Source organism: Sphingomonas sp. PR090111-T3T-6A (assembly GCF_000383095.1).
Lineage (GTDB): Bacteria > Pseudomonadota > Alphaproteobacteria > Sphingomonadales > Sphingomonadaceae > Solisphingomonas.
Map to the genome: position 1 here is coordinate 1 of NZ_AORL01000017.1, position 18,375 is coordinate 18,375.

Consider the following 18,375-nt stretch of genomic DNA (forward strand, 5'->3'; position numbering starts at 1 on the left):
GATGCGCGACGCCGTCCCCTCCACCCCCGGCTCCGCCGGCGGTCCCCCTCCCCAGCGGGCTGGGGAGGATGTGCGCATCCCGATGCTCCGCCAGCAGATCAAGAAGCGCGAGGGCCGGCCCAACATGTGCCTCGCCGATTTCATCTCGCCGCAAGGCGACTGGATCGGCGGCTTCGCGGTGACGGCGGGCCATGGCATCGACGCGCATTCCGCCCGCTTCAAGGCGGCGCATGACGATTATTCGGACATCATGCTCAAGGCGCTCGCCGACCGCCTCGCCGAGGCCTTTGCTGAGCGGTTGCACGCGCATGTCCGCTCCGATCTCTGGGGCTATGCGCCGGGGGAGCAGCTCACCAACGAGGCGCTGATCCGCGAGCAATATCGCGGTATCCGCCCCGCGCCCGGCTACCCGGCCTGCCCGGACCACAGCCTCAAGCCGATCCTGTTCGACCTGCTCGACGCGACGAACGCGACCGGCATCACGCTCACCGAGCATTTCGCGATGTTCCCGACGGCGGCCGTCTCGGGCTTCTACTTCGGCCATTCGGATGCCGAATATTTCGGCGTCGCCCGCGTGGGCAAGGACCAGCTCGAGGACTACGCCACCCGCCGCGCCGTCGATCTGGAGACGGCGACGCGCTGGCTGCGTCCCAATCTGGACTAAGGGCGATCGTTTCGGGGGCTTGAGAGGGCCGCGGACGCATGGCAGCGTCCGCGCCGTCTCATCGGAGTGCGCCCATGAAGTCCCTGTTGTTCACCGTCGCCGCCCTCGGCCTCGCCTCGGCCGCCTCGGCGCAGTCGAACGCGCCCTTCACCGTCGAGGAGACCGGCAAGGGCTTCTACCGGCTCGACGACGCGGTGCGCTCGGTGAACGGCGGCGCCGCCACCATCCTGATCGCGCCCGGCACCTATCGCGACTGCACCGTGGTCGAGCATGGCCGCGTTGCCTTCCGCGCGCGGACGACGGGCACGGCGATCTTCGATGGCGGCATCTGCGAGGGCAAGGCGACGCTCGTCCTGCGCGGGAATGACGCGATGGTGGACGGGCTGACCTTCCAGAATCTCCGCGTATCCGACGGCAACGGCGCCGGCATCCGCATCGAGCATGGCGACCTGACCGTCATGAACGCCACCTTCCGCAATTCGGAGGAGGGCATCCTTTCCGCGGACGATCCGGGCGCCACGATCCGGGTGGACCGCTCGACCTTCTCAGGGCTCGGCCGCTGCGACCGGGGGCTGGCCTGCGCGCATTCGATCTACATCGGCCATTACGGCAAGCTCTACGTCACGCGCACCCGGTTCGAGAAGGGGCGCGGTGGCCACTATCTGAAGAGCCGCTCGGCGCAGGTGTCGATCACGGACAACAGCTTCGACGATTCGCAGGGCCATGCCAGCAACTACATCATCGACCTGCCCTCCGGCTCGACCGGGCTCGTCGCGCGCAACGTGATGGTGCAGGGGCCGGACAAGGAGAATCATTCCGGCTTCATCGTGATCGCGGCAGAGGATCGCTCCAATCCGTCGGCGGGGCTCACCATCACCGGCAACACCGCGACGCTGGCGCCGGGCGTGCACTACACCCCGGCCTTCGCGATCGATTTCAGCCATGAACCGCTCAAGATCAGCGGCAACAGCATCGCCAAGGGCATCACGGGCTTCGAGACCCGCTGAGCGGCGGCACCCGCTCCGGCTCGCTCTCTCTCCTTCCGTCATCCCGGACTTGATCCGGGATCCCGCTTCTTCCTTTGACCGACGAAGGCAGCTGGACCCCGGATCAAGTCCGGGGTGACGGAAAAAGAGGCGGCGCGCGCTTGGGTCTTACTTCGCGCAGTTCCCGCCGAGATCGACGCACTGGCCGTCGACTTCCGGCGTCTTCACATGGGCGATGGCGGCAAGGGTCGGGGCGATGTCGACCGTCTCGATCGGCGTGGCGCGCGCCTCGGCGGTGGCGCCCGGCCACCAGAAGAGGATCGGCACCTCGCGATCATGGTTCCACGGCGAGCCATGGCCAGCCACCACGTCGCCCGGCCCGCGCGGCATCCCGAAGGTGGTGCGCTCGGCATAGGCGACCGCGATGTCGCCCGAGCGATCCTTGTCGTAGCTCTCGTGGAAGCGCTGGACGAAGCTCAGCTCGGTCGGCGGCGTGTGCGGCGGGACGGTGGCGGCCTCGACCTGCTCACGGGTGAAGACCTCGCGCACCTCGGGCTGCTGCTTCAGCCACGCGATCGTCGCCTCGCGGACCTTGGAGCGCAGCGCCTCGTCCGGGCCGACATTGATGGTGAGCTGCTGCGGATCGTCGCCGACGATCGGCTCGTAGCCGAGCCCCGTCTGCTCCATCACCGCCTTGTTGAGCTTGCTCACGAAGGTGAAGCTGTCGAGGCGGCTGGCCTTGTCGTCATGCTCATGCTCGCGCTCGGCGGCGTCGGTCGCGCCATGGTCGGCGGTGAGCACCACCACCACCGGCACGCCGAGCTTGCCGAGATAGCGCACGAACTGGCCGAGCGTCTTGTCGAGCGAGGCCTGCTGCACGCACATCTCGGCGCCGCCATTGCCGTAGCGGTGGCCGATATAGTCGTTCGCCGAGAAGCTCACCGCCAGCACGTCGGTGGCGGGGCCGTGGCCGAGATGGTTGTTGGCGATCACCTGCTCGGCGAACTCCGCGGCGACAGCGTCGAACAGCGGCGAGGCGCGGAGATTGTCCTGGAAATCCGTGGTCTTCAGGAAGCGCGGATTGTCCTCGACATGGGCGGCGATATCCGGCGGCACGCGGCCGGAGATGTCGATCCTGCCGAAATGGTGTGGCTGTTCCAGCGCGGCGCAGGCGGCGGACGGCGCGGCCCAGAGCACCGGCTTCTTCGCCTTCCAGCGGGCGAGGATGGCGCTGTTGAACTTCGCGGCCGGCTGGGTGACGGCGGGCGTCGCCGGGCCGGCGAAGGGCGAGGTGGTGAAGCCTTCGCCGTCCACCCACCAATAGACGCCGTCCGCGTGCTTGCCGGCCATGGTGATGGCGGCGCGATCCTTGCCGGAGACGGCGAAGCTGCGCGCGCCGGGCTCCTGCGCCTTCACCCAGTCGCCGAGCGTGGTGACATGCATGTTCTGCGGCCCGCGCGCATTCGGATCGGACGAGCCCGGCGCCTGCACGCAATAGATGCTGGAGCCCGTCTTCGCGTCGAACCAGCTGTTCGCGACGATGCCGGTGGCCGAGGGATGGCGGCCGGTGAGGATGGTCGAGTGGCCGGGGCACGTCTCGGTCGCGGCGTGGCTCTGATAGCCGACCGGGAAGGACACGCCCGACGAGAGGGTCTTCAGCCCGCCGGTGTAGCTCGGCAGATAGCGGCGATAGAGTTCGGACGAATATTGATCGACCGAAATGGCGACGATCAGCTTGGGTTTCACAGGCGGCGGCGCGGCCATCGCCGGCGTGAGCGCAGTGCCAAGCCCGAGAAGGGCTGCAAAGCCCCCTGCAATCATCGATGAACGCATCTATATGCCCCAGTGTAACGGTTCGCCGCGCTCACACGAAGCATGGCGGTGAGAGCAGGATCAAGGGCGGCGATGGCGGTGGTACGTTTCGTATTGATGACAGTCGCTTGGCTGTGTGCGTTGATGGCCGGTCTCGGGACGCCCGCGGCTGCGCAGGGGCTTCCGGGCGGCGACGGCCCGCATGTCGCCACCGCACTGGTGCCCGAGAGCCTTACGCCGGCTGCCGGCCAGCGCACCACGCTGGCGCTCAGCATGGCGCCGCAGCCGGGCTGGCACGGCTATTGGCAGACGCCGGGCGACAGCGGCTTCCCGCTGCGCGCCACATGGACGCTGCCCAAGGGCGCGAAGGCGGGCGATCCCGCCTATCCGGTGCCGGGCACGCTGGTGATCGCGGGGCTGATGAACCATGTCTACGAGAAGCCTTATGCGCTGCTGGTGCCGTTCGACGTGCCGGCGGGGCTGGCCAAGGGCACGCTGCTGCCCGTCTCGGCCAAGCTCGATTATCTCGTCTGCAATCCCAGCATCTGCGTGCCCGAGAGCGCGACCGTCTCGGCGACGCTGACCGTCGGCGACGGCGCGGCCGATCCGTCGGCGGCGGCGCGCTTCGCGGAGTGGCGCAAGGCGCTGCCGCGACCGCTCGGCTCGCCGGTGGCGTTCGAGGCGAAGGGCGGCAAGTTCCGCCTCGCCGTGCCGCTGCCGGCGGCGGTGGCGCTACATGATCCGCATCTCTTCGCGGCGACCGATGGCGCGGTGGATTACGCCGCCCCGCAGAGCTTCTCCCGCGACGGCGACACGCTCGTCATCGAGACGAAGGCCGGACCGAGCGCGCCCAAGAGCTTCGACGGCGTGCTGGCGCTGGGCGACGGGAGCGGGCTGTCCTTCACCGCTGCTCCGGGCGTGGTTCCGGCGGCGGGTGCGCCGCTCGGCAGCGAGGCCCCGGCGACGGGCGGGCGCGGCACGCTGGGCCTTGCGCTGATCGCGCTGGGCGGGGCGATCCTCGGCGGGCTGATCCTGAACGTGATGCCCTGCGTTTTCCCGATCCTCAGCCTCAAGGCGCTCAGCCTCGCCCGTGCGGGCGGTGACGAGCGCGAGGTGCGGCGCGAGGCGCTGGCCTATACCGCCGGCATCATCCTCGTCTGCGTGGCGCTGGGCGGGCTGATCCTCGCGCTTCGGGCGGCGGGGACGCAAGTCGGCTGGGCGTTCCAGTTGCAGGACCCGCGCGTGATCCTCGTGCTGATCCTGCTGACCAGCGCGATCGGCTTCAACCTCGCCGGCCTGTTCGAGTTGGGCGCGGTGACGGCGGGCTCGGGCCTCGCCGGCAAGGGCGGCGTCTCGGGCGCGTTCTGGACCGGCGCGCTGGCCGCCTTCGTCGCGACGCCCTGCACCGGGCCGTTCATGGCCGCCGCGCTCGGCGTCGCGCTGGTGCTGCCGGTGGCGGCCGCGCTGCTGGTGTTCGCGGGGCTGGGGCTGGGGCTTGCGCTGCCCTTCCTTCTGCTCGGCTTCGTGCCGGCGCTGAGGAAGCGCCTCCCTAAGCCGGGCGGCTGGATGGAGACCTTCCGCCGTATTCTCGCGGTGCCGATGTTCCTGACGGCGCTGGGGCTCTGCTGGGTGCTCGGCAATCAGACGGCGGCGAACGGCGTGGTGCTGGCGCTGGGCGCGGCGATGCTGCTGACGCTGGGCCTGTGGATCACGGGCCTTCGCCAGCGTCGCTTCAAGGCGGCGGCCTGGGCCCCGGCGGCGGTGGCGCTGCTGGTGGCGCTGGGCTCGATCGCGCTGCTGCCCAAGGGCGGTGCCAAGGCGGAAGCGCAGGCGACCGCCACCTTGCAGCCCTTCGACGAGGCCAAGCTCACCGCGCTGCGTGCCGAGGGCAAACCGGTCTTCCTCTATTTCACGGCGGACTGGTGCCTCTCCTGCAAGGTCAACGAGAAGACCGCGATCGAGCGCGCCGAGACGCAGGACGCCTTCCGCGCGGCCGGCGTCACCACCATGGTCGGCGACTGGACTGACGGCGACGCGAAGATCGGCAAGTTCCTGGAGGCGCATCACCGCTCCGGCGTGCCGCTTTATCTCTGGTACGCGCCCGGCAAGAGCGAGCCCGAGGAGCTGCCCCAGATCCTCACGCCCGGCCTGCTGGCGGGGCTGGCCCGGCGATAACGGCTCATTTACGACTGAGGTCTAACCATAGCCGCCGCGCCGACGCGAAAGGTCGTCCAACCACGAGGCAGGTTCCGCTCGATGCTCCTCAGGCTCCCTCCCAAGGATGTGAAGCTCGGGATGTTCATCGTGTCCTACGAGGGGAGCTGGGCTGACCGTCCTTTCTGGCAGTCCCGCTTCCGGCTGGAGAGCCCGGCCGACCTGCGCAGGCTGCGGCACAGCGCGATCGAGGCGATCGTCATCGACACCGAAAAAGGGCTGTCGCCGGCGGAAGCGTCGCGCCGCCGGACGCCCGCCCTGCGCAGCGCCGATCCCGATCGGGAGCGCGCTTCCCGGGCCGTCGCGAAGGGCAAGCGGGCGGTGATCCGCCTGTTCGACGATGTGCGGATGGGGCGCCATATCTCGGCGGAGCGACTCGCGCCCGTCGTCGCCGAGCTGGCGGACGAGGTGGATCGCAACGCGCGGCTCATCCTGCGCCTGCTGCGGCTCAAGAATCGCGACGAATATACCTATGTCCATTCGGTGGCCGTCTCGGCGCTGATGATGAACTTCGCCCGGCATCTGGGGCTGGACGAGGCGCTGCTGCCCGAGATCGGGCTGGCGGGCCTGCTCCACGATGTCGGCAAGATCGCGATCCCGAGCGACATCCTCAACAAGCCGGGTCAGCTCACCGAAGGCGAGTTCGCCGTGATGAAGGGGCATCCGGGCAACGGCTACGACCTGCTCCGCGCGAGCGGCAGCATCCCCGAACTCGCGCTGGACGTGTGCCTCAGCCATCATGAGCGCGTCGACGGAACGGGTTATCCCCATGGCCGGAACGGGCAGGGGCTGAGCCTGCTCGCGCGCATGGGCGCGATCTGCGACGTCTATGACGCGCTGACCTCCGACCGGGCTTACAAGGACGCCTGGACGCCCCAGCACGCGCTCGGCGCGATGCGGCGCTGGAAGGGGCATTTCGATCCCGAGCTGCTGTCCGCCTTCATGGCGAGCCTCGGCATCTTCCCGATCGGCACGCTGGTGCGCATCCGCGATGCAACGCTGGCGATCGTGATCGGCGAGAATCCCGAGGAGCCGGCCTGCCCGATGGTCCGCTCCTTTTATTCGATATCGAGGAGCTGCATGCTTCCGGCCGAGGATGTGGCGATCGGCACGCCCGGCATCCTCTCGCTGGAGGACCCGGCCGACTGGGGATTTGAGGATTGGGGCGACCTGGCGCATGAGCTGCTGGGCCGGGCGCTCCCCGCGATCGGAGAGGGCGAATGAAGGCTGTGGCGATCAAGCGCGCCGAGGAACTGGACCGGGGCTATGGCGCCGGCGGCGGCATCGAGGAAGGCATCGTGCGCGTGAAGGCGGCGGCCGAGGCGCATCAGATTCCGGACGCGCAGACCTGGCTGTCGGCCATCTTCATCCTCGTCCGCCGTCTGCGGCGTACCCCGGTGGCGGATTAAGCCCGCGCGGCCGCGAGATGGTGGAGCACGATGCCGCTGGTCGTCGCGACGTTGAGCGAATCGAACCCCGGCGCCATCGTGATCCGGACGCTGGTGGCGCGGCGCAGCAGGTCCGCTGACAGGCCGGGGCCTTCCGCGCCCAGCAGCACTGCATTGCGCCGCGCGACGGGGGCGTGGGAGAGCGTCGTCGCGCCCGAGGGGCTCAGCGCCAGAGCGGTGAAGCCGTGGCGGTCGAGCAGGGCGAGCGGGTCCTCTTCTCGCGCGATGCGGGCGAAGGGCACCAGCAGCGCCGCCCCCACCGACACGCGGATCGCCTTGCGATAGAGCGGATCGCAGCAATCCGCGTCGAGCAGCACCGCCTTCACCCCGAAGGCCGCCGCGTTGCGGAAGATGCCGCCCATATTGTCATGGTTGGCGATCGCCGAGAGCAGCAGCACGTCCGCCTCTTGCGGAAGGCGGGCGAGCAGGGCGTCGGCATCGGGCGTGTCGATCCGCTTCCCGATGGCGAGGATGCCGCGATGGAGCGGGAAGCCCGCGATCGCATCGAGGACGCGCTGCTCCACCGCATAGACGGGCACGTCGTCGGAAAGCGGCGCGATCAACTCGGCGAGCGCGGGCAGGCGGTGCGCCGCGATCAGCAGCGATTGCGGGCGATAGGCCGCCGACGCGATCAGCATCGCCAGCACCACCTGCCCCTCCGCCACGAACAGGCCCTCGCGGCCGACGAGGTCGCGCTCGCGGATATTGCGATAGGCCTCGATCCGGGGATCGTCGGGTTCGGAGACGGGCAGGATCGTCGGCATGATGGCCCGCGCGATAGGCCATGCCGCCCGCCACGCCAATGGCCGGAGCCGTTTGGCGGGTCGCCCGTTTAGGCGCACAATCCTCGATCGAGGGCGGGTAGGGAAAGGTTCGAGCCATGACGGACATCGTGCGCCACTTGTCGATCACGCTCCGGCCGGATGCATCGCGGACAGTGATCCGTCCCTTCTCGCCCTCCGACCCGGCGGGTTTCGCCGTCCCCAGCCATCCGCGCGCGCAGCGGATCGTGGACCGGCTGCTCAAGCTCGACGAACGCTGGCTGCATCTCGGGCTCGAACGCACCACCGCCATCCTCGGCCAGCGGCATCGCGACATGGAGACAATCCTGATCCGCCGCTTCCACGAGATGGAGGGCCTGTGCAGCCGGGACGGCATCAGCCACGCCCAGCAGCTCGTCATCGGCGGCTTCTTCAGCGAGGAATACAGCTTCGAGGCGGCCGCGCTGTTCAACCCCAGCATCGTGATCCACTGGGATCAGTCCGGCCTGCCCGAAGGCGGCATCCGCTTCCTGATGTCCCTGCGCGGGATCGGGGAGGGGCATGTCTCCTCCGTCACCTTCCGCACGGGCACCTGGGTGCCGGGCAAATATGTCGAGGTGGACCCGGTGAGCCCCTATGCCGTGCCGCCCCGCATGGAACGGATCGAGGGCGAGACGGACGAATCCGCCATCCGCCTCTTCTTCGAGGAGAGCCAGGACCTGTCCGAGGCGGTGATCTTCCCGATGGCGCCGAGCCAGCGGCAGGGGATCGAGGACGTCCGCCTCGTCCGCTTCGTCGACGACGACGGGGCCTGCACCTATTACGGCACCTACACCGCCTATAGCGGCGCGGACATCCGATCCGAGCTGCTCAGCACCAGGGATTTCCGCACCTTCGAGATGCGCCCGCTGCTGGGCGACGCGGCGGGCGGCAAGGGCATGGCGCTCTTCCCGCGCCGGATCGACGGCCGCTATGTGATGCTGAGCCGGCACGACAACGAGAATATCTGGCTGCTCCGCTCCGACGATCTCCACACCTGGAACGGCGCGGAGAAGATCGTCACGCCCTTCTGGCCGTGGGAATATGTCCAGATCGGCAATTGCGGCTCGCCGATCGAGATCGACGAGGGCTGGCTGGTGATGATCCACGGGGTCGGGCTGGTCAGGAACTATACGATCAGCGCCTGCCTGCTCGACAAGAAGGACCCGTCCAAGCTGCTGGCGCGGACCCGCGAGCCGCTGCTCCGCCCTGGCCCCGAGGACCGGGACGGCTATGTGCCCAACGTCGTCTATAGCTGCGGCGCGATGGTGCATGATCGCACGCTGCTGCTGCCCTATGGCGTGGCCGACAATTTCGCGACCTTCGCCACCATCTCGGTGGACGACCTGCTCGCGACGATGGAGTGAGGCGTCAGTCCGCTTCGGGGGCGACGATCTCCGGCGTGTCGAGCTGTGCCTGCCTGGTGGGCGCGGCGGGGGGCGAGCAGTGCCGGCCGAGGCCGATGCCCTTCAGATAGCCGCGCCGGACCGAGCCCGCATAGACGGCCGCCTCGACGCGGCGCTGCTGCTTGTCCGCGCCCGTCACCACGCGGACGAGGCCGAGGCCGGGGATGATGCTGCGCACCGCCTCGCCGGCGGCGGCGGCGGCGATGGCCGAGCCTTCGCCCTTCTTCTTGCCCGGCACGTCCACGTCGGCGCCGAGCGCGGCGTTGAGCTTGCCCACCTCGGCCGAAATGCTGGCGCAGGTGCTGATGCCCTTCAGCGAATAGGGGGCGGACGCGGCGAGCTGGAGGATCTCTGGGATCTTGTCGTCCTTGATCCGCGTGTCGCGCAGGGGCGCGGTGGCGGCGCGCTCGACGCCGCTCTTCTGCTGGGCGGCGGCGGGAGCGGTGGCGAGCAACGGCAGGGCGAGCATGGGAATCAGGGCGACGCGCATCAAATCCTCCGGCCGGCGGGACGAACCATCTTCCAACCGCTGTAGCGCATTTCCGATCCGCTCACATCTCGCGCAGACCGGCGGCGGGGCGGGCGGCGAGCGCAGGCAGGCTGCCGAGCACGCCGATGCCGAGCGTCATGGCGATCGCGGCGGCGAGCGTCCCTGCCACCACCGCCCAGTCCGGCGCGAAGGGCAGGGCGAAGACCTTGACCACCACATACCATCCGCCGCCGCCTCCGACCGCGATCGCCACGGCGACGAGCAGGGCCGAGAGCAGCGCATATTCCAGAGCCTGCCCGCCGAGCAGTTGCCGCCGGCTCCCGCCGAGCAGCTTGAGGATCAGCACGTCATAGCGTCGCGCCCGTCCCGACGCCGCCACTGCGCCGACCAGCACGACGATCCCGGCCGCCACCGTCACCGCCGCCGCCGCGCGGATGGCGAGCGCGATCTGGCCGAGCAGATCGCCCACCTGCCCGATCAGGTCGCCGGTGCGGACCATCGTGACCGAGGGCAGCCCCACCGCCACCGCGCGCGCGATCGCGCCGTCGCGGGCAGGCGGCGCATAGACGCTGGCGAGCAGGCCATGGGGCGCTTCCTCGATATAGCCGGGCGAGAAGACCAGCGCGAAATTGAGCCCGAGTCCACCCCAGTCCACCTTGCGCAGCGCCGCGATCCGCGCCGGAACCTCGACGCCCAGCACCGCCACGGTGATCGTGTCGCCCACATGCAGGCCGAGCGTCTGGGCCGCCTTGTCCTCCATCGAGACGAGCGGTTCGCCCCGATAGTTCGCTGGCCACCAGCGCCCCGCGACGACGCTATTGCGTGGCGGCACGGTGGCGGACCAGGTGATCGTGCGGTCGCCTTTCAATATCCATGCGCCGTCGGGGATCGATTTCATGTCGGCGACGCGCTGGCCTTTCAGCGCCACGATGGAGCCGCGCAGCGACGGCACCGTCTCGATCCGCGCATTCGGCGCGGCCTGCGTGATGAGGGCCCGGAAGCGGGCGGAGTCCTCGGGCTGGAGATCGATCGCGAAGAATCGCGGCGCGCGGGCCGGAGCGGCGGCGTGGATCTCGCTCGACAGGCTGGTGTCGATCACCGCCAGCGCCACGAACAGCGAGAAGCCGAGGCCCAGCGCCACCACCAGCCGGTCGGTCTGCGCACCCGGACGGTGGAGATTGGCAAGCGCGAGCCGGAAGAAGGGCCGGCGCGGCCTCGGCAGGCGGGCGAGCAGGAGGCGGAGCCCGAAGCCCAGCAGCCACAGCCCCACGACCAGCGCCGCCGTCGCCCCGACGAAGCCGAGTGCGATGCTCCGGTCGCTGGCGGTGAGCACGGCGATCCCGATCAGGGCCGCGAGCAGCGCCGCCATGCCGGCCAGCGTCGCGAGGCTCGGCCGGGTGAGCGGGGCGAGGCTGTCGCGCAGCAGCGTCGCGGCGGGCACCGAGCGGGCGCGGGAGAGCGCCGGCAGCGCAAAGAGCAGCGCCACCAGCAGCCCCAGCGCGGCCGCCACCAGCAGCGGCACCGGGTAGACGGCGAGCCGCGGCGGCACGGGCAAGGCGTCGCCCACCACCGCCTCCACGATCGCCGGCACCGCCGCGCCGAGCACGAGGCCGCCAAGGATGCCGCCGCCCGCCACCAGCCCGAGCTGCAACAGGAACATCGCCGCGATCGCCCCCGATCGCGCGCCCAATACCTTGAGCGTGGCGATGGTCCGCGTCTTGCCCGCGAGATAGGCGCTCACCCCGCTGCCGACGCCGACCCCCGCAATCGCCAGCGCCGCGAGGCCGACGAGCAGGAGGAACTGGCCGAGCTGCGCAATGCCCTTCTTGAGCGAACCGGCGGCATCGTCGGGCGTGCGCTTGCTCCAGCCGGCGCTGGGGAAGCGGTGGATGAAGCCGTCGCCGATCCCTGCCGCATCCGTGCCCGGCGGCAGGAGAAGACGATAGCGGCTCTCATAGAGGCTGCCCGGCTGGATCACGCCCGTCGCGTCGAGCCCGGCCATGTCGACCAGCACGGTCGGCCCGAGGCTGAAGCCTTCGCCGAGATGGTCGGGCTCGTTGTCGATCAGCCCGACGATGCGGAGCTGCGCCATGCCGATGCGTATCGTATCGCCGACATGGACGCCCAGCCGATCCGCCAGCACGGGCGCGACCGCCACCTGAAGCCCGTGCGGCCGCCCCGCCAGCGCGCCGCGCTCCAGCGTGAAGCGCCCGACCAGCGGCCAGCGATCGTCAATGGCCTTGAGCGACACCAGAGCCGGCGCCTGCCCGTTGAGCGGCTCGGCCATGGCGCGGGCGCGGATCGTCTCGGCGACGGGGCCGGCGGCGGCGAAGGCGGCGCCTTCCTCGACGGTCGCGCGGCGCTGCGAGACGCGCATCTCCAGATCGCCGCCGAGCATCGCCCGGCTCTGGTCGTCGAGCGCGCCGAGGATGCTGGCGGAGAGGCTCCCGATCCCGGCCAGCGCAGCCGTTCCGAGGAACAGGCACAGCACCAGCAGCCACAGCCCGCGCCCGCCGGCCCGGAGATCGCGCAGGCCCAGCCGCCAGCTCAGCCTCATGCGGCGCGCCGGTCCGAGACGATGCGGCCGTCCTCCAGCGACACCACCCGCTCGCAGCGTTCGGCGAGCGAGGGATCGTGGGTGATGACGACCAGGGTCGCGCCGGCCTCGCGGTGGCGCTCGAAGAGCAGGTCCATGATCGCGATGCCGGTGGCATGGTCGAGATTGCCGGTCGGCTCGTCGGCGAAGAGCAGGGCCGGGCGGGGGGCGAGCGCGCGGGCGATGGCGACGCGCTGCTGCTCGCCGCCGGAAAGCTGGGCGGGATAATGGCCGGTGCGGTGGCCGAGGCCGACAGCCTTCAACTCCGCCTCGGCACGGGCGAAGGCGTCCGGTTCTCCGGCAAGCTCCAGCGGCACGGCGACATTTTCCAAAGCGGTCATGGTGGGAAGCAGATGGAAGGCTTGCAGCACGATCCCGATCCGTCCGCGCCGGGCGACGGCCAGCGCATCCTCGTCCATCTGCGCGAAGTCGAGACCCGCCACCTGGACGCTGCCCCCGCTCGGCCGCTCCAGACCGCTCAGCACCGCCATCAGCGAGGATTTGCCCGAGCCCGACGGCCCGAGCAGCGCGACGCTCTCGCCTGCCGTCACCGCGAGGTCGATGCCCCGCAGGATGTCGACCCGCGCCGGCGGACGGCCGAGCGAGAGCGTCAGATTGCGCGCCTCGATCACGATGCTATCGGGGGAAGCGGCGGCTTGCGGAGAGGCTGAGGATGGCACGGCTCTGGAGATATGGTGGGCGTTGGGCGCTTGTCTATCTCGGCTTGATGACGGCGATGCCGGCCGAGGCGGCGGGCCGGTTGATCTGGGCGCTGGGGGACAGCCTCACGGCGGGCTATGGCCTGCCGCCGGCGGACGGCTTCACCAGCCAGTTGCAGGTGGCACTCCAGAAGGCGGGCGTCCCCGCGACGGTGCGCAACGGCGGGATCACGGGCGATACCAGCGCCCAAGGGAAGGCACGGTTGCTCTGGGGCCTGCGCGGGCTGGGCGTGAAGCCGGATCTCGTGATCCTCGAACTCGGCGCGAACGACATGCTGCGCGGGATGCCGCCTTCGCAGACGGCCGCCAATCTCGATGCGATCATGGACGAGCTGAAGCGGCGGCAGATCCGCGTGCTGGTCGCCGGGATGCGCGCCGCGCCGAACATGGGGCCGGCCTATGCGCGCGGCTTTGACCCGATCTATCCGCGTCTCGCGAAGCGCTATGGCGCGCGCTTCTACCCCTTCTTCCTCGACGGGGTGGCGGCGGACATGACGCTGCTCCAGGCGGACGGGATGCATCCGAACGCCAAGGGCGTCTCGATCATCGTCGGCCGCATCCTGCCGAGCGTGCGCGCGGCGCTGAAGCCCTAGCGGGCGAGGCGGCCGTCCTCGATGGCGCTCGCCTCGAAGGGGAAGAGCAGCTTCGGATCGGGCGCGTCCACCTTGGAGGCGACCTTCTTGGGCGCGACCTCGCGCAGCAGATGGCGGATGATGGCGAGGCGGGCCTTCTTCTTGTCGTCGGCGCGCACGACGTGCCACGGCGAGAGCGGCGTGTGGGTAAGCGACAGCATCTTGTCGCGTGCGTCGGAATATTCCGACCATTTCTCCTGCGCTACCTTGTCCATGTCGGACACTTTCAGCGCCTTCAGCGGATCGGTGCGGCGGGATTCGAGGCGCTTTTCCTGCTCCTTCTTGCTGATGTCGAGCCAGAGCTTCACCAGCTTGATGCCGTTTTCCACCAGCATCCGCTCGAAGTCCGGCGCGTCGCGCAGGAAGGCGGCCTGCTCGTCCGGTGTGGAGAAGCCCATCACCACCTCGACGCCCGCCCGGTTGTACCAGGAGCGGTTGAAGATCACGAACTCGCCCGCCGCCGGCAGATGGGCCATGTAGCGCTGGAAATACCATTGCGTCCGCTCGCGGTCGGACGGCTTGGGCAGCGCCACGGTGCGCGTCTGGCGGACCGAGAGATGCTCGGTGATGCGCTTGATCGATCCGTCCTTGCCGGCGCCGTCCCGTCCTTCGAGCACCAGCACGATGCGCTCGCCGGATTCCATCGCTGCGGCCTGCGTGCGGACCAGCGCGACCTGGAGCGTTTCCAGCTCCGCCTGATAATCTTGTTGGCTCATGCGGGGAACGACGCCCCACAGCCGTTACGGTTCCGAACGAACCCTCCTGTTTCGTGACGCCCGTGGCGCAGCGGCTGTTCAGTCGTCATGATTCTCGTCCGTCTCCCAGGGCTCGCCCACGCCGACCAGCAACAGGCTGATATTGTCATTCCCGCCGGCCTCCAGCGCGCGGGCGAGGAGGCGGTCCGCCATGTCCCGGATCGATCCGCCCATGGTCGCCGACAGCGTGCCGTCGAGGCATCCGCGCGACAGCCCGTCCGAGCAGAGCAGGAAGAGATCGCCGTCGCGCACGTCGATATCCCGCCGGTCGACCGCGACATAGGGCGCGGTGCCGAGCGCGCGGGTGATGACATGGGCGTCGGGATGATGATCGGCCTGATCGGGGCGGAGCGCACCGGCGTCGATCAGGTCCTGCACCAGGCTGTGATCGCGCGTCAGCCGCTCGATGCGCTGGCCGCGCAGGCGATAGGCGCGGCTGTCCCCCGCCCACAGCACGGTGCCGCGCGGGCCATCGATATGGAGCGCCACCACGGTCGACCCGCTCTGCGCCATCCGCCGCCGCGCGCCGTCATGGACACGCCGTCCGGCCTCGATCAGCGCCGCCTCGATCGCGCTGCCGTCGAGCGGCTCGGCGCTTTCGGAAAGCCGGTGGAGCGCGCTCACCACCGCCTGCGCCGCCAGATCGCCCGAGGCGTGGCCGCCCATGCCGTCCGCGATCGCCCAGAGGCCCGCGGCGGTGCTGTCGAGCACCCGATCCTCGTTGATCGTCCGCACCCGGCCGACATGGCTGCGCGAGACGGAGACGGGGCGCCGCAGCGGCTGCGCCTCAACCGCCGGCCGCGTGACGGATGCCCCGCGGAACCAACCCGCGAGACGCGGGAGGAACGTCATGATTCGCCATGCTCCAGCACGCGGGCGATCTTGCCGTAGGTGCGCACGAAGGCCTCGTCGAGCGATCCGCCCGTATCCTCGTCGATCTGGTGGCGGAGGTCGGCATGGCGTCCGGCCACCTCCTGCCACTGGAGCGTGGCGCGGCTCTTGAGCAGCGAGGTGCGATTGCCGACGGCGGCGTCGATCTCCTCGGGATCGAAGCTGTCGATCGCGACGCGCAGCGAGGCCTGAAGGCCCGCGAAGGTGGCCACCAGATGGCGCTTGATGTCGGTGAACGAGGCTTTCAGCGCCGCCGGGCCGGAGAGGAAGCCGTTGGTCCCCGCCAGCAGCAGGTCGATCGCGAGGCGCTGGGTGGGCGCCCATTTGAACGGGTTGTTGCCCGTGTCGCCGATCGTCGTCTGGTTGAGGTTGAAGCGGCTGCGTGCGCGGTCCCGCTCGGCCATCAGGTCGCCGATGCCGAGCACCATCTGACGATAGACCGCGCCCGCGCGGCGCATGATCTCCATCGGGTCTTCCGCCGAAAGGCTGGAGGCGTCGAGCCCCGCGCCCTGGCAGAAGGCCTCCAGCAGCGAACCGTCCTCGAAGACGGGCGCCTCGGACGGGCCGTCCGCCCATTCGCCGGGCACCTCGGTGGAGCTGCCGAGCGGCTGGGACAGGATCATCGTGCGCGTCTCGGCGCCGGACGAGAGCTGTTCGCTGGGCGCGGGCGCCGCCACCAGCCGGAAGCGGCCGAGGCGCAACGTGCTCGGCAGATCGAGCAGGATGTCGGTGTCGTCGGGCAGGCGCAGCCCCGTCGCCCCGTCATAGACGCCGTTGGCGCCGACGCAGCGCACCCTGAGCCGCCCGTCCTGCGCGTGGAATTCGCAGTGGCGGCGCGAGATTTCGCGGTCGGTATCCGGGATCGGCCAGTCCGAAGCCGGATCGCGGCCGATCCTCAGCACGCCGTCGCGCAGCAGCCGCGCGTCGATGGGATGAACCGGGTCATTCTCATCGAACAGACGCAGCATGAACATGGCGGTCTTCCCTCAGGCGGCCTGGCGGGGTGCGACGATGGTGGATGTCAGCGACGGCTCCTCCTCCGCCGGCGCGGCGGCCAGACGGGGCTCCAGCGCGGCGGCGGCGTGGTTGAAGGCATCGAAGGTCGCCCCGAACTCGTCGCGGCGGCGATGCGAGATGCGGAAGGAGAAATTGCCCTCCGCCGCATCCTCCAGCGCCTGTTGCAGGCGGCGGAGCGGACGCTCGATCAGGTCGGCGCTGAGCCAGCCGATCAGCAGCACCACCAGCATCACGAAGGCCGAGAGCGCGATCAGCAGATCGCGGCTGGTCGCGATCGCCGCGTCCAGCGAGGAGCGGCGCAGCACGAGGTCGACCTTGCCGAAATCGGCGCCAGCATAACGGATCGGGCTCACGAAGCGGAAGCCGGTCAGCCCGTTCGGGTCCGCCACGTCGGTGACGACGTCGTGGCTGGCCGAGGAAACCGGCGTTTCCCCGCGCGGCGCGACATAGAGGCGGCCGACAAGCTGCCGGTCGCTCGCGGCGCGGACCATGCCGGTGCCGTCGACGATGACGAGGCGTGCGATGCTGTCGTCGCGCCCGGCCGTTTCGATGAAGGCCTGGAGCGGCGCCCAGTCCTGCTGCTCGGGCGGCAGGCTGGCATTGTCGGCAGCGAGCACGGCGGCGTTGCCGGTGACGAAGGCCGTGATCGACGAGCCCGAGACGATGGCCATGTGCTCGAGCACGCGCTCCTGCCGGTCCAGCACGGCGGTGACGCTGGCGGCGAGCGCCAGCGCGGTGGCGCCAGCCAGCATCAGCGGCAGCTTGAAGCGCAGCGCGAGGCCCCGGCGGCGGGGGCGCTCCTCATGGCGGCAGGCCTCCCATTCGCGGCGGAGCGCGGCGAGAAGCTGGTCGCCATCGACAAAGCGCTTCTCCGGCTTCTTGGACAGCAGCTTGTCGATGATGAAGCGCAGGCCCTTGGGGCAATCGGGCGCGAGATGGGCGATCGGCTCGGGCTCGGCCTGCGCGATCTGGAGCATCAGCGTGGCAAGCGTCCCGCCCGAGAAGGCGGGCTTGCCGGTCAGGATCTCGTAGAGGACGGCACCCAGCGAGAAGAGGTCCGAACGATGGTCCACCGTGAGGCCGAGCGCCTGCTCGGGGCTCATATAGCGCGGCGTGCCGATCATCAGGCTGGTCTGCGTGCCGAGCAGCTGCGCGTCGCCGGACACCGGGTCCGCCTCGCCGATGCGGGCGACGCCGAAGTCGAGCAGCTTGGCGGTCTGCCCATCGGCCGAGATGAGGATGTTGGAAGGCTTCACGTCGCGATGCACGATGCCGCGCGCATGGGCGTAGGCGAGCGCATCCGCCATCTGGATGCCCAGTGCGAGCACCCGCTCGTAGCCCATGCGGCCATGCGTCTGGAGCACCTCGTCGAGCGGCTGCCCGGCGACCATCTCCATCGCGATATAGGCGGTGCCGTCCGCCTCGCCGACGTCATGGATGGTGGCGATATGCGGATGGTTAAGCGTGCCGGCGGCGGTCGCCTCGCGGACGAAGCGGCGGCTGAGATCGGGGTCGCTGCGATATTCGGCCTTCAGCGCCTTGATCGCCACGACACGGTCGATCCCCGTGTCGTAGGCGCGGAACACCTCCGCCATCGCGCCTTCGCCGATGCGATCGTCGATCCTGTAACGGCCGAGCATCGTCATGTTGCGTTCCCGGAAAAGACTCCGCCGATCATCCTATACCCCAGTCATGGTTAAGCAATCGTTCCGCTTATCTCTTGACCTGAACGGCGTGGGCGATGCGCTCCGCGCGGGCGAGGTCGCGCGCGATCAGCGGGTTCGCCGGATCGAGCAGCGCGGCGCGGCGCAATAGCGTCAGCGCACGGCCGACCTGACCCTGGTTGAGCGCGTTCAGCCCGGCGCTGCGCAATTGCCGCGCGAGCGCGGGATTGGCCGCCGGCGCGGGCGGCGGCGTGGGCTTGGCCGGACGGGTCTCGGGCGGC

At 69.9% G+C, this 18,375-nt stretch carries 16 protein-coding genes and 1 pseudogene; 7 read left to right on the forward strand and 10 right to left on the reverse strand.

Annotation, left to right across the window (positions count from 1 at the left end; genetic code table 11):
- Together ST3T6A_RS0108680 and ST3T6A_RS0108685 are read left to right on the forward strand one after the other, a co-directional pair.
- Positions 1-664 (forward strand): vitamin B12 dependent-methionine synthase activation domain-containing protein (locus tag ST3T6A_RS0108680; RefSeq protein WP_328285232.1); only part of this gene is annotated, 664 nt, incomplete at its 5' end.
- A 74-nt stretch (positions 665-738) separates the two neighbouring features.
- Positions 739-1,671 (forward strand): right-handed parallel beta-helix repeat-containing protein, encoded by a 933-nt coding sequence (locus ST3T6A_RS0108685; protein ID WP_019832526.1) that lies wholly within the window; start codon positions 739-741, stop codon positions 1,669-1,671.
- Positions 1,672-1,818: 147 nt separating this feature from the next.
- Here the strand turns inward: ST3T6A_RS0108685 and ST3T6A_RS0108690 are convergent, their stop codons facing one another.
- On the reverse strand, positions 1,819-3,483 hold the full coding sequence (locus ST3T6A_RS0108690; protein ID WP_037538160.1) for an alkaline phosphatase family protein: 1,665 nt from the start codon (positions 3,481-3,483) through the stop codon (positions 1,819-1,821).
- 123 nt (positions 3,484-3,606) lie between these two features.
- On the opposite strand from ST3T6A_RS0108690, the gene ST3T6A_RS0108695 reads away from it, so the two are divergent.
- The 3 genes from ST3T6A_RS0108695 (at position 3,607) to ST3T6A_RS0108705 (ending at position 7,085) form a co-directional block, all read left to right on the forward strand.
- The gene (locus ST3T6A_RS0108695) at positions 3,607-5,637 is read left to right on the forward strand and encodes a protein-disulfide reductase DsbD family protein (RefSeq protein WP_019832528.1); all 2,031 of its coding nucleotides are present in this window, start codon (positions 3,607-3,609) and stop codon (positions 5,635-5,637) included.
- An 81-nt stretch (positions 5,638-5,718) separates the two neighbouring features.
- Positions 5,719-6,900, forward strand: coding sequence for an HD-GYP domain-containing protein (locus ST3T6A_RS19720; RefSeq protein ID WP_051103429.1), 1,182 nt, complete (start codon positions 5,719-5,721; stop codon positions 6,898-6,900).
- On the forward strand, positions 6,897-7,085 hold the full coding sequence (locus ST3T6A_RS0108705; protein WP_019832530.1) for a hypothetical protein: 189 nt from the start codon (positions 6,897-6,899) through the stop codon (positions 7,083-7,085). Before ST3T6A_RS19720 ends, ST3T6A_RS0108705 begins: the two co-directional genes overlap by 4 nt.
- Here the strand turns inward: ST3T6A_RS0108705 and ST3T6A_RS0108710 are convergent.
- Entirely contained in the window at positions 7,082-7,888 is an 807-nt protein-coding gene (locus ST3T6A_RS0108710) for a TrmH family RNA methyltransferase (RefSeq protein ID WP_019832531.1), read from the reverse strand. The genes ST3T6A_RS0108705 and ST3T6A_RS0108710 overlap by 4 nt on opposite strands.
- 116 nt (positions 7,889-8,004) lie before the next feature.
- On the opposite strand from ST3T6A_RS0108710, the gene ST3T6A_RS0108715 reads away from it, so the two are divergent.
- On the forward strand, positions 8,005-9,291 hold the full coding sequence (locus ST3T6A_RS0108715; RefSeq protein ID WP_019832532.1) for a glycoside hydrolase family 130 protein: 1,287 nt from the start codon (positions 8,005-8,007) through the stop codon (positions 9,289-9,291).
- Positions 9,292-9,295: 4 nt separating this feature from the next.
- On the opposite strand, the gene ST3T6A_RS0108720 is transcribed toward ST3T6A_RS0108715, so the two are convergent.
- From ST3T6A_RS0108720 to ST3T6A_RS0108730, 3 genes are all read right to left on the reverse strand, one after another.
- On the reverse strand, positions 9,296-9,820 hold the full coding sequence (locus ST3T6A_RS0108720) for a hypothetical protein (RefSeq protein WP_019832533.1): 525 nt from the start codon (positions 9,818-9,820) through the stop codon (positions 9,296-9,298).
- 61 nt (positions 9,821-9,881) lie between these two features.
- On the reverse strand, positions 9,882-12,377 hold the full coding sequence (locus ST3T6A_RS0108725) for an ABC transporter permease (RefSeq protein WP_019832534.1): 2,496 nt from the start codon (positions 12,375-12,377) through the stop codon (positions 9,882-9,884).
- Entirely contained in the window at positions 12,374-13,096 is a 723-nt protein-coding gene (locus ST3T6A_RS0108730; protein WP_051103430.1) for an ABC transporter ATP-binding protein, read from the reverse strand. The genes ST3T6A_RS0108725 and ST3T6A_RS0108730 overlap by 4 nt, the downstream gene beginning before the upstream one ends.
- Before the next feature lie 47 nt (positions 13,097-13,143).
- On the opposite strand from ST3T6A_RS0108730, the gene ST3T6A_RS0108735 reads away from it, so the two are divergent.
- Positions 13,144-13,728 (forward strand): arylesterase, encoded by a 585-nt coding sequence (locus tag ST3T6A_RS0108735; RefSeq protein WP_037538169.1) that lies wholly within the window; start codon positions 13,144-13,146, stop codon positions 13,726-13,728.
- Here ST3T6A_RS0108735 and ppk2 read toward each other — a convergent pair.
- The 5 genes and pseudogenes from ppk2 to ST3T6A_RS21690 all read right to left on the reverse strand — a co-directional run.
- On the reverse strand, positions 13,725-14,483 hold the full coding sequence (ppk2, locus tag ST3T6A_RS0108740) for a polyphosphate kinase 2 (protein ID WP_019832537.1): 759 nt from the start codon (positions 14,481-14,483) through the stop codon (positions 13,725-13,727). The two genes, ST3T6A_RS0108735 and ppk2, sit on opposite strands and share 4 nt — an antisense overlap.
- A gap of 78 nt (positions 14,484-14,561) precedes the next feature.
- On the reverse strand, positions 14,562-15,374 hold the full coding sequence (locus tag ST3T6A_RS0108745) for a PP2C family protein-serine/threonine phosphatase (protein ID WP_019832538.1): 813 nt from the start codon (positions 15,372-15,374) through the stop codon (positions 14,562-14,564).
- Positions 15,371-16,387 (reverse strand): type VI secretion system-associated FHA domain protein TagH, encoded by a 1,017-nt coding sequence (tagH, locus tag ST3T6A_RS0108750; protein WP_019832539.1) that lies wholly within the window; start codon positions 16,385-16,387, stop codon positions 15,371-15,373. The genes ST3T6A_RS0108745 and tagH overlap by 4 nt, the downstream gene beginning before the upstream one ends.
- A gap of 12 nt (positions 16,388-16,399) precedes the next feature.
- On the reverse strand, positions 16,400-18,076 hold the full coding sequence (locus ST3T6A_RS0108755) for a protein kinase domain-containing protein (protein ID WP_026359550.1): 1,677 nt from the start codon (positions 18,074-18,076) through the stop codon (positions 16,400-16,402).
- 67 nt (positions 18,077-18,143) lie between these two features.
- Positions 18,144-18,375 (reverse strand): annotated as a pseudogene (locus ST3T6A_RS21690) (LysM peptidoglycan-binding domain-containing protein); the annotation flags it as partial.

Coding starts and splice junctions, on each gene's coding strand:
- ST3T6A_RS0108745 (WP_019832538.1), bottom strand. CDS start 15,374: ATGACGTTCCTCCCGCGTCTCGCGGGTTGGTTCCGCGGGGCATCCGTC.
- ST3T6A_RS0108685 (WP_019832526.1), top strand. CDS start 739: ATGAAGTCCCTGTTGTTCACCGTCGCCGCCCTCGGCCTCGCCTCGGCC.
- ST3T6A_RS0108735 (WP_037538169.1), top strand. CDS start 13,144: ATGACGGCGATGCCGGCCGAGGCGGCGGGCCGGTTGATCTGGGCGCTG.
- ST3T6A_RS0108755 (WP_026359550.1), bottom strand. CDS start 18,076: ATGACGATGCTCGGCCGTTACAGGATCGACGATCGCATCGGCGAAGGC.
- ST3T6A_RS0108725 (WP_019832534.1), bottom strand. CDS start 12,377: ATGAGGCTGAGCTGGCGGCTGGGCCTGCGCGATCTCCGGGCCGGCGGG.
- ppk2 (WP_019832537.1), bottom strand. CDS start 14,483: ATGAGCCAACAAGATTATCAGGCGGAGCTGGAAACGCTCCAGGTCGCG.
- ST3T6A_RS19720 (WP_051103429.1), top strand. CDS start 5,719: ATGCTCCTCAGGCTCCCTCCCAAGGATGTGAAGCTCGGGATGTTCATC.
- ST3T6A_RS0108720 (WP_019832533.1), bottom strand. CDS start 9,820: ATGCGCGTCGCCCTGATTCCCATGCTCGCCCTGCCGTTGCTCGCCACC.
- tagH (WP_019832539.1), bottom strand. CDS start 16,387: ATGTTCATGCTGCGTCTGTTCGATGAGAATGACCCGGTTCATCCCATC.
- ST3T6A_RS0108695 (WP_019832528.1), top strand. CDS start 3,607: ATGGCCGGTCTCGGGACGCCCGCGGCTGCGCAGGGGCTTCCGGGCGGC.
- ST3T6A_RS0108690 (WP_037538160.1), bottom strand. CDS start 3,483: ATGCGTTCATCGATGATTGCAGGGGGCTTTGCAGCCCTTCTCGGGCTT.
- ST3T6A_RS0108705 (WP_019832530.1), top strand. CDS start 6,897: ATGAAGGCTGTGGCGATCAAGCGCGCCGAGGAACTGGACCGGGGCTAT.
- ST3T6A_RS0108710 (WP_019832531.1), bottom strand. CDS start 7,888: ATGCCGACGATCCTGCCCGTCTCCGAACCCGACGATCCCCGGATCGAG.
- ST3T6A_RS0108715 (WP_019832532.1), top strand. CDS start 8,005: ATGACGGACATCGTGCGCCACTTGTCGATCACGCTCCGGCCGGATGCA.